The organism is Cellulomonas xylanilytica (assembly GCF_007989805.1).
Lineage (GTDB): Bacteria > Actinomycetota > Actinomycetes > Actinomycetales > Cellulomonadaceae > Cellulomonas > Cellulomonas xylanilytica.
Genome location: NZ_BJUB01000002.1, coordinates 371120 through 385879, shown reverse-complemented (window position 1 = coordinate 385879; position 14760 = coordinate 371120). Strand labels below are relative to the sequence as shown.

The following is a 14760-nucleotide window of genomic DNA, read 5'->3' as shown; positions in this document are numbered from 1 at the left end:
CTACGCGCGGGCGCGCGCCGGGCTCACCGCCTGCTGCGGGTCGAGGGTGACCTCCGTGGTCGCGCGGCGCCGCATGACCACCTTGTCCAGCTCCGCGACGAGCGGCAGCAGGAGCGCCAGGCCGATGCACGCCAGCCACTGCGGGCCGGACAGCGGCTGCGTGGTGAGCCAGCCCTGCAGGAAGCCCAGCTCGGTGGCCAGCACCAGGAGGATCACCGGGACCGAGAGCACCTTCACGGCGGTCAGCAGGGGAGCGGCGAGGCCGGACTCCGGCTCGCGCCGCAGCACGAGCCCCGACAGGACCGAGCCGAGCCCCATGACGACGAACGCCATCGTCATCGACGCGGTCGGGCGGTCCGCGGCGGGCGTGTCCGGGCCGAGCACCAGCGGGATCGCCGACGCGACGCACAGGACCAGGCCGTAGGCGATCCAGCGGCGCACCGCGTGCGGGTTGCTGATGCCCAGCTTCGGGTCGCGCGGTGCCCGGTCCATGATCCCCGGGCCCACCGGGTCGAGCATGATCGCGATCACCGGGAACACGCAGACGAAGAAGTTGAGGAACAGCACCATCATCGGCGTCATCGCGACGCCGTCGGCGATGTCGAACACGCTGGCCGCCAGGAACAGCACGACCAGGCCGATGAGCTGGCTCATCTGGAAGCGGATGTACGCGGTGATCTTCTGGTAGATGCTGCGGCCCAGCTCCACGGCGTGCACCAGGGTGCTGAAGTTGTCGTCGGTCAGCACCAGCCGGGCCGCCTGCTTGGTGACCTCGCTCCCGGAGCCCATGGCGACGCCGATGTCGGCCTGCTTGATCGCGGCGGCGTCGTTGACGGCGTCGCCGGTCATGGCGACCACGAGTCCCTGCTGCTGCATGAGCTGGACCAGCCGGAGCTTGTCCTCGGGCGTCACGCGGCCGAACACGTGCAGGTTCGGCAGCCGCTCGAGCAGCTCCTCGTCCGTGAGGGCCGCCAGCTCGGGTCCGCTGATCGCCCCCGGGCCCAGGCCCAGCTGCCGGCCGATCGCGCTCGCCGTCACCGCGTGGTCGCCGGTGATCATGCGGACCTCGATGCCCGCCTTCAGCGCGATCTCCACGGCCACCTTGGCGGTCGGGCGCAGGGGGTCGACGATGCCGACCAGGCCGACGAACACGAGCTTCTCGACGTAGGACATCGGGTCCGCCACCAGCGCCGACTCGTCGGCCGGCTCGAGGAACCTCGTCGCGAACGCGAGCGTGCGCAGGCCCTGGTCGGCGAGCCGCTCCATCTCGGCCTCGATGTCGGCGCGCATGTCCTCCAGCGGGACGGTCTGGCCGGGACCGGCGAGGGCGTGCGTGCAGCGCTGCAGCACCACGTCCGGGCCGCCCTTGACCACCTCGACCAGCGACCGGTCGCCACGCCAGGGGAGCCAGTGCGCGGTCGCCATGAACTTGTACGCCGAGTCGAACGGGACCTCCGCCACGCGCGGGTAGGTGCGGCGGCTCTCCTCCGCGTCGATGCCCAGCTTCGCGGCGAGCACCACCAGCGCGGCCTCCGTCGGGTCGCCGATGACGGCGCCGTCGTCGGACACGGTCGCGTCGCTGGCCAGGCACAGGCCGTACGCCAGGGGAGTCAGGTCCGGGACCTCGGTGCCGGCGGCCTGGAGGATCTGGCCGGTCTTCGCGTACCCGCTGCCCTCGACGGTGAAGTGCTGCCCCACCGTGTACAGCGCGGTGACCGTCATCTCGTTCAGGGTCAGCGTGCCGGTCTTGTCGGAGTTGATCGAGCTGGTCGCCCCGAGCGTCTCGACGTCGTTGAGGTTGGCGACGACGGCCTTCGCGTCGGCGAGCTGCCGTGCCCCGTACGCGAGCATCGCCTGCACGAACGTCGGCAGGCCGGTCGGGATGGCGGAGATGGCGACCGCGGTGGCCAGGAACAGCAGGTCGCTCGGGGACTGGCCGCGCGCGATGCCGATGACGACGATGACGGCGACCGCGCTCCACGCGATGATGCCGAGCACCTTGGTCAGCTTGTCGAGCTCGCGCTGCAGCGGGGACTTCGTCTTCTCCACCGACGAGAGCAGCGTGGCGATGTTGCCGATCTGCGTCGTCATGCCCGTCGCTGTCACGAGCATCGTGCCCGTGCCGCGCGTCACCGACGTGTTCTGGAACGCCATGTTGGCCCGGTCGCCGAGCGGCACGTCGTCGTCGGCCAGCGTGTGCACGTCCTTGCCGATCGGGGTGCTCTCGCCCGTCAGCGCCGCCTCCTGCGTCTCCATCGTGGCGGTGCGCAGCAGCCGACCGTCGGCGGGCACGATGTCGCCGGCCTCGAGCTCGACGATGTCGCCGGGCACCAGGTCGTGGGCGGGGATCTGCACCAGGGCGCCGTCGCGTCGCACGCGGGACTGCGGTTCCTGCATCGTCGCCAGCGCGTCGACGCTCTTGCGCGCGAGCATCTCCTGGCGGGCCCCGATGACGACGTTCACCACCACGAGGAACCCGACGATCAGCGCCGTCGACCCCTGGCCGATGGCCGCGCTCACCGCCGCGACGGCGATCAGCATGATGTTCATCGGGTCGCGCAGCTGCTCGAGGACCACGGACCACACGGACGGCGGCGCCTGCGCGGTGAGCGTGTTCGAGCCGTACCGCTCCCGTCGGGCCGAGACCTCGGCCGTCGACAGGCCCGTGGTCGGGTCGGTGCCGAGCTGTGCGGTGGCCGCCTCAGGGTCGAGCGCCCACCAGCGCGTGACCGGTGCGGTGGTGGACGGGGGTGCAGCGATCTGGGTCACGGGTGCTCCTGAGCCGCGTTCGGGTGCCCACCAGGGGCCCTTGGTCCGACGCTAGCGCGAGATGCCCGGATCGAGGACGATCCGGGCATCTCGTTTCTGACGTCAGGCCGCGGGGACCGGGACCTTCTCCTCCACGGGCGTCGGCTCCGGCTGCCTGCTCAGCGCGCTGGGCCACCACATCGCCTTGCCGATGTCGAGGTTCAGGGCCGTGACCAGCACGGACCTGACCACCAGGGTGTCCAGCAGCACCCCGAACGCGACCGCGAACCCGATCTCCGCGAACGCCACCAGGGGCAGCGTGCCGAGCACCGCGAACGTGCCCGCGAGGACCAGGCCGGCCGACGTGATCACCCCGCCGGTGGCCGCGAGGCCGACCAGCGAGCCGCGGTGGTGCCCGAGCCGGATCGCCTCCTCCCGCACGCGGGTCATGAGGAAGATGTTGTAGTCGATCCCCAGCGCGACGAGGAACACGAAGACGAACAGCGGGAAGGACGTGTCGGCACCGGCGTAGCCGAAGACGTACTTGAACACCAGGGCGCTGACGCCGATCGCCGCGCCGAACGAGAGCACGACCGTCCCCATGAGGACCAACGGGGCCAGGATCGACCGCAGCAGGACCACGAGGATGAGGAACACGACCAGCAGGATGATCGGGATGATCAGCCGGTTGTCGTCCGCCGACGCGCGCTGCACGTCGAGGTTGACCGCCGTGGTGCCGCCGACCAGCGCGTCCGCCCCGGGCACCGGGTGCACGGCGTCCCGCACGCGGTCGACCGTGTCGTACGCGTCGTCGCTGTCCGGCGCCGACGTCAGGGTGCCCTCGATGTAGGCGAGGCCGTCCTTCACGACGGGCTCCGTGATGCTCGTCGGGTCGATGCCCTCGACCTCGGCGAAGACCGACGCCACCTCGGTGGCCTGGTCCTCGTTCGCGATGACCGCCACGGGCGAGCCCGCGCCGCCGGGGAAGTGCGCCGAGAGCACCTTCTCGCCCTCGATCGACGGCTGCGTCCCGCGGAACGACTCCTCGGTGGTCAGGCCGGTCGCGTTGAGCGCGACGATCCCCAGGCACGCCACGGCGAGGATGGCCGACGTCCCGATCCAGGTCGCGCGGGGGCGACGCTCGATGCGACCGCCGACCCGGGCCCAGAAGCCGTGCTCGGACGGCTCGTCGTCGCCGAGCTTCGGGGTGCGCGGCCAGAAGATCCACCGGCCGCACGTGACCAGCAGCGCCGGCAGCAGGGTCAGCATGACGAGCACCGCGACGCCGACGCCGATGGCCGCGACCGGACCGAGGCCCGCGGTCGAGTTCATGGTCGCGAACAGCAGGCACAGCATGCCGATGGCGACCGTGGCGCCGGACGCGATGATCGCGGGGCTGGCGCGGTGCAGGGCCAGGGCCATGGCCTCGTGCCGGTCGCCGTGCTTGCGCAGCTCCTCCCGGTAGCGCGCGACGAGCAGCAGGGCGTAGTCCGTCCCCGCGCCGAACACGAGCACGGTCAGGATGCCGGCGCTCTGCGCGTTGACGGTGAGGTCGTAGTTGTCCGCGAGCAGGTAGATCAGTGCCTGCGAGACGGTGAGCGCGACGCCCGCCGAGAGGACCGGCAGGAGCCAGAGGATCGGGCTGCGGTACGTGATGAGCAGGATGACGATCACGACGGCCACGGCCGCGTACAGCAGGGTGCCGTCGATGCCCTCGAACGCGGCGGAGGAGTCGGCGGCGCTGCCGGCCGGTCCCGTGACGTAGACGTCGAGCCCGTCCGGGCCGTCCTCCGCGGTGGCGCGCAGGTCGTCGACCGCGTCGGCGGCGAGGTTCCAGCCGTCCGATCCGAGGTCCAGCGGGACGATGATCTGCACCGCCTCGCCGTCCTCCGACGGGATCGGGCCGATGACGTCACCGTCGAGGGTGTCGAGCGAGCCGAACTCCGCGGCGTCCGCCGCCACGGCCGCCAGGTCCTCGGGCGTGAGGCCGGCCGGGCGCTCGTAGACGATGACCGCGGGGATGGTGTTGGAGGACACGAAGCCCGTCGCGACGTCGAGCACCTCCGTGGACTCGGCGTTGGCGGGGAGCCAGGACTTCGCGTCGTTGTCCTGCGCACCCGTCAGCTTGCCCGCGAGCGGGCCCAGGAGTGCGACGACGACGAGCCAGAAGACGATGACGGCGAACTTGAGGTAGCGGTGGGTGATCCATCCGGCGACCTGAGACATGGGTGTGTCCTCATGTAGGGGTGTCGACGACGACAGGAAGGTGCGGCGGTCGCGACGGGAGATACATCGTCGGGAGCCGTGTCCGATATGTGAACGACCCTAGGATTCCGCCGTCGTCAGGCACAGGGATATAGGGGAGACCCCCGAGTCGTCCCTCAGGCTGCCCTCAGGTAGCACTCAGGGTGGCCACCGCACGGTCGACGTCGGCGGCGTCGTTCCAGACGTGGAACGCCAGGCGGACGCCGCCTCCTCGACCGGCCGCACGGGTGCCCTGCGCCGCGAGCAGCGCGCGCCGGGAGCCCGCCGGGTCGTCGGGCAGCCGGACGATCGCGCTGCCGCCCGGTGGCAGGCCGACGCCCGCCCGGAACGCGTCGGCGAGCCCGACCGTGTACCGGTGGACGTCGTGGACCGGCGCAGCCGCGAACAGCTCGAGCGCGGGCACCGTCCCCACCCAGCACAGCCACGCGGGGGAGACGTCGAGGCGCCTCGCGTCCGTCGCCAGTGCCATCCGCGGGCCGTACACCGACGACCAGATCTCGTGGCCCGCGTACCAGCCTGCGCTCGTCGGACGCAGCCGGTCCAGCACCTCGGGCCGGACGGTCTGGAAGGCGGTGCCGCGCGGGGCGGACAGCCACTTGTACGACGAGCACACCGTCACGTCGAACAGGGCCGCGTCCACCGGGAACCAGCCCGCCGCCTGCGTGACGTCGCAGACCGTCAGGCACCCGGCCGCGGTGGCCGCCGCGCGGACAGCCTCGACGTCGGCCACGCGTCCGTCCACCGACTGCACCAGCGAGAACGCGACGACGTCGGTCGACGGCCGGATCTCGTCGGCCAGGGACTCCAGCGGCACGGTCCGGACCGTCACCCCGCGGTCCGCGTGCGCCAGGAACGGGAACACGACCGACGCGAAGTCGCCGTCGACCGTCAGGACCTCGGCACTGTCCGGCACGCTCGCCGCGACCACCCCTACCAGCACCGACGCCTGCGAGCCGACCGCCACCCACGTCGGGTCCACCCCGACCAGCCGCGCGTACGCCGCGCGCGACGCCGTGACGGCCTCGTCATACACCGCGAGGTCCGCCCGGCCCGCCTGCCACGTGTCGAGCGCCGCGTGCATCGCCTCCGCGGTCGCTCGGGCCGGCAGCCCGCACGTGGCGGCGTCGAGGTAGCCGGGCACGGGGGAGAAGGCGGCGCGCAGCGTGTCGAGCGGGTCCATGGGGTCGATCGTCTCGCACCCGTCCGTGACCCGGCGTCAGCCGAGCGTGGTGATCCAGTCGCGGACCGCGTCGGCGACCGCGGCGGCGCTCGTCGGCAGGTGCGGGCCGGGCAGGAAGACGGTCGTGACCGGGCCGGGGACCGCGGCGAGGTGGGCGGTCAGCTCGTCCGGGGAGCCGAACGGGTCGGTCGAGCCGGAGACGGCCAGGAGCGGCACCCGGATGTCCGGCAGGTGCGCGATGCGGAGGGTGTCGGGGCGACCCGGCGGGTGCAGCGGGTAGGAGAGCAGGACCAGACCGGCAGCCGGCAGGCCCGCGGCGACGGCCATCGAGCACATCCGTCCGCCGAACGAGCGGCCGCCGAGCACCAGGGCGTCCGTGCCGACCCCCAGCGACTCCGCGAACGCCTCGGCCTGCGCCCGGACCTCCGCGATCGCCGGGGCCGCGGTCTTCGGCAGGTCGAGCCGGAGCACCGGCAGCGGCGCCACGGCCTTCTCGACGGCGACGAGCGGCGCGCCGTCGCGGCTCCCGCCGAAGCCGGGGGTCAGCAGCAGGCCGGCGACCATCAGGCGAGACCGAGGACCGAGCGGATGGTGCGGACCACGCCGTTGGCGTTGTTCGAGGGTGCGACGAACCGTGCGTGCGCCCGGACCTCGGGGTGCGCGTTGTCCATCGCGAACGAGAACGACGCCGCGTCCAGCATGCCGACGTCGTTGAAGTAGTCGCCGAACGCCATCGTCTGGTCGGCGGTGATCCCGAGCGCCTCCTGGACCGCGCGCAGGGCGTGCCCCTTGTCGGCCGTCGGGCTCATGACGTCGACCCAGTGCTCGCCCGACACCAGGGCGTCGAACCGCTGCAGCAGCGGACCGGCTCCCGTCGCGGCCGCGCCGAAGTCGTAGACCGCGACCTTGAGCACCTCGTCCTCGACCGTGGTCAGGTCGTCGACCACCGCGAGCCTCGCGTAGTACGGGCGCGCCTGGTCGAGGAAGGCGTCGTCCGTCCGCTCCACGTACGCCGACCGCTTGCCGCACAGCACCGTGCCCAGGTCGAGGTGGGTCGCCGAGCGGACCGTGGCCACGACGTCGCGCGCGGTGCCCAGGTCCAGCGCGTCGACGCTGAGCTCGTCGCCGTGCTGCACCACGTACGAGCCGTTCTCCGCGATGTAGACCAGCTCGTCCCGGCCCAGCTGGCGGTGCAGCGTCGCGTACTGCCGGCCGCTCGCCGGGCAGAGCAGGATGCCGCGGCCGGCCAGCTCGTCCAGCAGCGGCCAGAAGTCGTCGTGGATCCGCTTCTCGTCGTCCAGCAGCGAGCCGTCCATGTCCACCGCGATCAGCCGGATGTCGGGGACGGTGTCGAAGAGGGGAGGTTCCACAAGAACGATCTTCTCAGCCGGCCGCGGCGGGCGAGGTGCCGTCCGGGCTGCGTAGGAACAGCATGCCGACGCCCGTGACCGCAGTCATCGCCATGGCGCCGTGACCTCACCGGCCACGGCTGCGGGCACGGCCACGGGCACACCTGCGTCGCACGGATCAGCAGGTCGGCGGAACGGGAGGCCGGGCCGCTCCGCCCGACCTCCCGTCCGTGTGTCAGCGGTGACCGTGCTTCCGTTCGAGGTCGACCGTCCACACCTCCCCGCCGAGCGTGACCACGTACGCCTTGCCGCGAATCACCTGGAACGACACCGGCTGGTCCAACCCGTCGGCGACGACCTCGAGCGAACCGTGCCGGCCGACCGCGAGGAGCTGTCCGGTGTCGGGTGCGGCGGGGGACCCCTCAGGGCCACCCAGCGGCCAGACACCCTGGGCCAGCGCGTACAGCTGGTGCCCGCGACCGAGCTTGACGTCGACCATCAGCGGTGCCCCCGACGCGACGGTCGTCGCCGTCGTGGACCACGGCCCGAACGCGACGACCTTGCCGTCCGCGGGAAGGTGCGGGACCGGCCCGGCCTGAGCCATGAACACCGTCCGGCCGTGGACGGCCATCCCCGTCGGCACGATGTTCCCGAACGCGATCTGCACCGCGACCGACCCGTCGAGACCCACCCGGTAGACCCGGTTGTGGTGGCCGTCGGTGACGAGGAACCCACCCTTGTACGGCTCGAACGCGAACTGCACCCCGGTCGCGACGAAGAAGTCCGTGGTCGGCGGGTTCGCCACGACGAAGGCACTGAGGTCGGCGATCACTGTGAAGCTGCTCGGGCCGTCGACCCGGTAGATGCCGTTGACCGTCCCGGGGGCGCCCTGGACGTCCTCGGTGGCGAAGCCGACCAGCACGTACGCCGTGCCGCGCACGAAGGCCACGTCGTAGGCGCCTCCCCCCAGCGGCGTCGTGGGCAGACCGGACGCGACGACGGTCACCTCACCGGTGCGCGGGTCGATCCGCGAGACCTCACCGACCACCGGCTCGGTGACGTACAGCGCGCCGTCCGGCCCGACCGCGCTTCCCCAGGCGCCGGACAGGTCGCTGGTCAGCAGCCTCACCTCCGGCGTCGGTGGGGGTCGGTGCGCAGACGCCGCGGACGGTGTCAGCACCAGCAGCAGGACGGTGGACAGCAGGACAAGAGCTCGTCGGGGACCCATGGGACCCCTCCCCTCGACAACTTTCTCGGGACTCGTGCGTGTCGGGTCTGCTCGGGGCAGCGGCATGGTCGCCCCTGCGCGCCCGGATGCCCTCTCGGTGCTCATCGACGCTAGACCCGGGTGCCCGGGCGATCCATGACCCCGGGCAACCGGGGCGGTCGTCACGCCTGCGGCGAACACGGGCAGTCCAGGCACCACCCCGCAGTTAGCATCGAACAACGCCGCCCCGTCGACCCCCGGTGCGCCAGCCAGGGGAGCCGGCACGCAGCTCGTGAGGAGTGCACATGTTCGAGAGATTCACGGACCGAGCCCGTCGCGTGGTCGTCCTTGCCCAAGAAGAGGCACGGATGCTCAACCACAACTACATCGGGACGGAGCACATCCTCCTGGGCCTGATCCACGAGGGTGAGGGTGTCGCCGCCAAGGCTCTGGAGTCGCTCGGCATCTCGCTCGAGGCCGTCCGCGCCCAGGTGCAGGAGATCATCGGCGAGGGCCAGCAGGCTCCGTCGGGCCACATCCCCTTCACCCCGCGCGCCAAGAAGGTCCTCGAGCTGTCGCTGCGCGAGGCGCTCCAGCTGGGACACAACTACATCGGGACCGAGCACATCCTGCTGGGCCTCATCCGTGAGGGCGAGGGCGTCGCCGCCCAGGTCCTCAACAAGCTGGGCGCGGACCTGAACCGCGTGCGCCAGCAGGTCATCCAGCTCGTCTCCGGCTACCAGGGCAAGGAGCCCGTCGCCGCCGGCGGTCCGCAGGAGGGGCAGCCCTCGGGCAGCGCCGTCCTCGACCAGTTCGGCCGCAACCTCACGCAGGCTGCGCGCGACGGCAAGCTCGACCCGGTCATCGGGCGCGAGAAGGAGATCGAGCGGGTCATGCAGGTGCTGTCCCGCCGCACCAAGAACAACCCCGTCCTCATCGGGGAGCCCGGCGTCGGCAAGACCGCCGTCGTCGAGGGCCTCGCGCAGGACATCGTGCGCGGCGACGTGCCCGAGACGCTCAAGGACAAGCAGCTCTACACGCTGGACCTGGGCGCGCTCGTGGCGGGTTCCCGCTACCGCGGTGACTTCGAGGAGCGCCTGAAGAAGGTGCTCAAGGAGATCCGCACCCGCGGCGACATCATCCTGTTCATCGACGAGATCCACACCCTCGTCGGGGCAGGTGCCGCCGAGGGCGCCATCGACGCCGCGAGCATCCTCAAGCCGATGCTGGCGCGCGGCGAGCTGCAGACCATCGGTGCCACCACGCTCGACGAGTACCGCAAGTACGTCGAGAAGGACCCGGCCCTGGAGCGTCGCTTCCAGCCGATCCAGGTGGCCGAGCCCAACCTGCAGCACGCGATCGAGATCCTCAAGGGTCTGCGCGACCGGTACGAGGCGCACCACCGCGTGTCCATCACGGACGCCGCGCTGGTCGCCGCCGCCACCCTGGCGGACCGGTACGTCAACGACCGGTACCTGCCGGACAAGGCGATCGACCTGGTCGACGAGGCCGGCGCCCGCCTGCGCATCCGCCGCATGACGGCTCCCCCGGAGCTGCGCGAGCTCGACGAGCAGATCGCCGAGACGCGCCGCGACAAGGAGTCGGCGATCGACGAGCAGGACTTCGAGAAGGCAGCCCGTCTCCGCGACGCCGAGAAGCAGCTCGGTCTCAAGCGCGTGGAGAAGGAGAAGGCCTGGAAGTCCGGCGACCTCGACGCGGTCGCGGAGGTCGACGAGGAGCTCATCGCCGAGGTGCTGGCCATCGCCACGGGCATCCCGGTGTTCAAGCTCACCGAGGAGGAGTCCAGCCGCCTGCTCCACATGGAGGAGAACCTGCACAAGCGGGTCGTCGGCCAGGACGCCGCCATCAAGGCGCTCTCGCAGGCCATCCGTCGTACGCGTGCGGGCCTCAAGGACCCGAAGCGTCCCGGTGGGTCGTTCATCTTCGCCGGCCCCACGGGCGTCGGGAAGACCGAGCTGGCCAAGGCGCTCGCGGAGTTCCTCTTCGGCGACGAGGACGCGCTGATCCAGCTCGACATGTCCGAGTTCTCGGAGAAGCACACGGTCTCGCGGCTGTTCGGCTCGCCCCCCGGCTACGTCGGGTACGACGAGGGCGGTCAGCTCACGGAGAAGGTCCGTCGCAAGCCGTTCTCGGTGGTCCTCTTCGACGAGGTCGAGAAGGCGCACGCGGACATTTTCAACTCGCTGCTGCAGATCCTCGAGGACGGTCGCCTGACCGACTCGCAGGGCCGGGTGGTCGACTTCAAGAACACCGTCATCATCATGACCACGAACCTCGGCACCCGGGACATCGCCAAGGGCCTCATGACCGGCTTCCAGGCCGGCGGGGACCTGTCGACGTCGTACGAGCGCATGAAGTCCAAGGTCAACGACGAGCTCAAGCAGCACTTCCGGCCTGAGTTCCTCAACCGCGTGGACGACGTGGTCGTGTTCCCGCAGCTGTCCCAGCCGGAGATCTTCCAGATCGTCGACCTCATGGTCGCCAAGCTGGCCAAGCGTCTGCGGGACAAGGACATGGACATCGAGATCACGTCCGCGGCCAAGAAGCTGCTGTCGGAGAAGGGTTACGACCCGGTCCTGGGTGCTCGGCCGCTGCGCCGGGCCATCCAGCGGGACATCGAGGACGCACTGTCCGAGAAGATCCTGTTCGGCGAGCTCAAGGCCGGCCAGAAGGTGATCGTGGACGCCGAGGGCGAGGGTCTGCTCGGGGAGTTCATCTTCCGGGGCGTCCCCCGTGGGGCGCACCCCGCGGAGCCGGTCGCGGTCGGCGCGGCGTCGTCGTACGGCACGCCGAGCTCGGGCACCGACCTGCCCGCGGCGGGCCCGACCATCAGCGACGGCGGCACGGGCACCCTGCCCCAGGTGGGCTGACCCGCACAGCACGCGACGAACGCCCCGGCCCAGTGGACCGGGGCGTTCGTCGCGTCCGGGCGCGCGGAGACCTGCGCCCGGGACGAGCGCGTGGTGCGTCGAGCTCGTCACTGCCGAACGCGTCGATTGCCGCCGTACTGGTTGCCGGCAGCCTGGCGCGCCGCTCGCAGCCGAGCTCGTCATGTGCAGCCGAACTCGTCCATTGCAGCCGAACTCGTCCGTTGCAGCTGACGAGCTCGGCGCCGAGTGACGAGCTCGCGGCGGTGGCGCGCGGCGCGGGGCTGGTGGGGCGGGGGTGGGAGGCGGATGGCAGGGTGGGTGCATGCCTGGACGACGACGCCTGCCACGGTCCACCCCGGAGGAGCAGGGGGTCGACCCGCGGGCGCTCCTGCGGCTGGTCGAGGCCCTCGACGGCTGGCCGGAGCTGCACTCGGTGATGGTGGTGCGGCGCGGGTCGGTCGTCGCGGAGGGGTGGTCGGCGCCGTTCGGGCCCGAGCGGCTGCACGAGCTGTACTCCCTGAGCAAGAGCTTCACGTCCACGGCAGTCGGGTTCGCGGTCACCGAGGGCCTGGTCGGCGTGGACGACCTCGTCCTCGACCACTTCGCCGACGAGGCACCGGCTGACCCGGACGAGAACCTGCGGCGGATGCGGGTCAGGGACCTGCTGACGATGACCACGGGGCACGCGGACGACCCCACCCAGCGGGTGAACGCGACGGGCGACTGGGTGCGGGCGTTCCTGGCGGAGCCCGTGGAGCACGAGCCCGGCACGTTCTTCGTCTACAACACGGCGGGCACGCACATGCTCGCGGCCCTGGTGCAGAAGGTGACCGGCCAGCGTCTGCTCGACTACCTCGGCCCGCGGCTGCTCGAGCCGCTCGGCATCGAGGGGGCGACGTGGCTGCAGTCGCCGACGGGGGTCGACGCCGGGGGCACCGGGATGTCGGCGACCACCGAGGACATCGCGGTGTTCGGCCAGCTGTACCTGCAGGACGGGATCTGGGACGGGAGCCGGGTGCTCCCCGAGGGCTGGGTGGGCGAGGCGACGCGCGCTCAGGTGCCCAACGACACCAACCCGGACATCGACTGGGCGCAGGGCTACGGCTACCAGTTCTGGCGCGGGCGGCACGGCAGCTACCGGGGCGACGGCGCCTTCGGCCAGTTCTGCGTGGTGCTGCCCGAGCAGGACGTCGTGGTCGTGACGACGTCGGGGGTCGGCGACATGCACGGCCAGCTCGCGCTCGTCTGGGAGCACCTGCTGCCCGGCTTGTCCGAGGCTCCGCTCCCGGAGGACCCCGACGGTCGGCGCCTGCTGGCGGACCGGCTGGGGACGCTGCGTCTCGACCCCCCGCACGGCGCTCCGACCTCTCCCACGGGCAGTCGTCTGCACGGCCGGACCATCACGTTCGAGCCGAACACCCTCGGCATCCGCAACGCCGTCCTCGAGACGGCCGACGGGCACGACCGACTGACGGTCGACCACGAGGAGGAGACCGTGATCGTCTCGGTCGGGCACGCCGAACCGGTGCTGACCCGGACGACCGCGCGCCGCCGCATCCCGGAGGACGTGCTGGTCAGCGGCGCGTGGACGACGCCCGACACCTACGTGCTGACCGCCCGGTTCGTCGAGTCGCCGTTCGTCGTGACGCTCACGGCGACGGTCACCGACGACGACGTCGTGGTCGACGGCGGGTTCAACGTGGCGTTCGGGCCGACGGCCTTCCCGACGCTGGTCGGCAGCGTCGTGCCGGCCGAGGAGGTCTGGGTGGGCTAGCTCAGCTCGAGGACCGTCCACCAGTCGTTGACGTCGCGCTTGCGGAAGCCGGTGACCTCCTGCTGACCGGCGGTGAGCCGCGGGTCGGACGCCCGGTGGGAGTGCAGAGCCGTGTCCGTCGCGACGTGCACCAGGCGGACCCGGGCGCCGGCGGTCCACGGCCGGGCGTCGACGACCTCGACCCGCCAGTCCGCGGAGGCGTCGGCCGTGTCCGAGGCGCTGACCTGCTGCTGCTGCGAGAGCGGTGACCGCACCCCGGCGGTGCTGCGGAGCCACCGGCCGGTGGAGACGTGCCGCAGGCGGACGACCGACCCGTCGTGCAGGTCGGTGCCGGCGGGTGTGCCGGCGGTCCCGACCAGCAGCCACCGGTCGTTGTCGTCGGACCCGGCGAAGCAGGTGACCTGCTGGAGGCCGTCGGATCCGGGGTGGGTGTAGGGCAGGTCGTGGGAGTGCAGGGTCAGCCCGGTCCAGACGTGGGAGAGCTTGACGGTGTCACCGGTGGACACGGGGGCCTTGCCGTCGGGCGCCTTCTTGGTCAGGACGCGAGGCCGGCGCGGGGTGTAGTCCTGCAGGAAGAACCCCCGCCAGGTCGGGCCGTTGGATGCGGTCCAGTCGTGCTGGTCGGCCTCGGACGTGAGCGTCACCGCCTTGCGGGGCGAGTTGCTGTCGTGGATGAGCACCGTGGTGCGGCCGGTGGCGCGGTCCTGCTCGTAGCCGTACGCGACGACCTGGTGGTTGTCGCCGATCGCGGCGAGGTTGCGGGCGACGACCAGGCCGAGGACGACGGGCCGGCCGGCGTCGATCGAGGCGATGAGGCGGGGCAGCTCCTCCTCCTTGGTCCAGCGCGTCACGCCCTTGAACACCCACGTCTCGTCGTCGGAGTGCATGGACCACGTGACGAACTTGGCCGCGGAGCCGGTGAAGAACGAGTCCCGCAGGCGCTGGGTGAACAGCTGCGCCAGCCAGTGGCCGTCCGGCGGGACGCGGCTGGGAGCCCAGAGGTCGGAGCGCCACGTGGGGACGGGCTGACCGGCGAGGAAGTAGTCGAGGGCCGCGTACGCCATCCCGCCGCACCGGCCGGCCGTGGTGATCTTCGCGCCGTTGGGCAGCGTGAGCACCTCGTTGACGAACGCGTTGGAGAACGCGAAGCCGTGGGTGGCGGGGTCGAACCCGACCGCCCGACCCGTGAGGACCTGCTCCGGCATCGCCATCCCTCTCGTCCCTGCCAACCGCACGTCCGCGTGCGGCACCCTCGTGTCGAGGGTGACATGAAGGAGTGGACGGGGCTGGGTGAGATACACAGGGTGACTCACAGGCTGGTGCACTCGGGGGACCTAGGTCCCTAC

General features: G+C 71.6%; 9 protein-coding genes. 2 read left to right on the top strand and 7 right to left on the bottom strand.

The genetic code is table 11. The features are described from left to right. The 6 genes from CXY01_RS04605 to CXY01_RS04580 form a co-directional block, all read right to left on the bottom strand. Entirely contained in the window at positions 1-2769 is a 2769-nt protein-coding gene (locus CXY01_RS04605; protein ID WP_146925876.1) for a cation-translocating P-type ATPase, read from the bottom strand. A gap of 102 nt (positions 2770-2871) precedes the next feature. Continuing rightward, the gene (locus CXY01_RS04600) at positions 2872-4974 is read right to left on the bottom strand and encodes an MMPL family transporter (RefSeq protein WP_146925875.1); all 2103 of its coding nucleotides are present in this window, start codon (positions 4972-4974) and stop codon (positions 2872-2874) included. A gap of 166 nt (positions 4975-5140) precedes the next feature. Beyond that, positions 5141-6193 (bottom strand): aminotransferase class V-fold PLP-dependent enzyme, encoded by a 1053-nt coding sequence (locus CXY01_RS04595; protein WP_146925874.1) that lies wholly within the window; start codon positions 6191-6193, stop codon positions 5141-5143. A 36-nt stretch (positions 6194-6229) separates the two neighbouring features. Further along, positions 6230-6757, bottom strand: a complete 528-nt coding sequence (locus CXY01_RS04590) for an alpha/beta hydrolase family protein (protein ID WP_146925873.1) — start codon at positions 6755-6757, stop codon at positions 6230-6232. Next, positions 6757-7563, bottom strand: a complete 807-nt coding sequence (locus CXY01_RS04585) for a Cof-type HAD-IIB family hydrolase (protein ID WP_281285291.1) — start codon at positions 7561-7563, stop codon at positions 6757-6759. Before CXY01_RS04585 ends, CXY01_RS04590 begins: the two co-directional genes overlap by 1 nt. Before the next feature lie 214 nt (positions 7564-7777). After that, positions 7778-8770 carry a ScyD/ScyE family protein gene (locus tag CXY01_RS04580; RefSeq protein WP_186813292.1) on the bottom strand — a complete coding sequence of 331 codons (993 nt, stop codon included), beginning with the start codon at positions 8768-8770 and terminating at the stop codon, positions 7778-7780. 284 nt (positions 8771-9054) lie between these two features. On the opposite strand from CXY01_RS04580, the gene CXY01_RS04575 reads away from it, so the two are divergent. Together CXY01_RS04575 and CXY01_RS04570 are read left to right on the top strand one after the other, a co-directional pair. Next, a complete protein-coding gene (locus tag CXY01_RS04575) occupies positions 9055-11640 on the top strand; it encodes an ATP-dependent Clp protease ATP-binding subunit (protein WP_146925871.1) in 2586 nt (861 codons plus the stop codon). Between the two features lie 322 nt (positions 11641-11962). Continuing rightward, on the top strand, positions 11963-13414 hold the full coding sequence (locus CXY01_RS04570) for a serine hydrolase domain-containing protein (protein ID WP_146925870.1): 1452 nt from the start codon (positions 11963-11965) through the stop codon (positions 13412-13414). On the opposite strand, the gene CXY01_RS04565 is transcribed toward CXY01_RS04570, so the two are convergent. Further along, positions 13411-14625, bottom strand: a complete 1215-nt coding sequence (locus tag CXY01_RS04565) for an MIR domain-containing protein (protein ID WP_146925869.1) — start codon at positions 14623-14625, stop codon at positions 13411-13413. The genes CXY01_RS04570 and CXY01_RS04565 overlap by 4 nt on opposite strands. Positions 14626-14760: the final 135 nt, after the last annotated feature.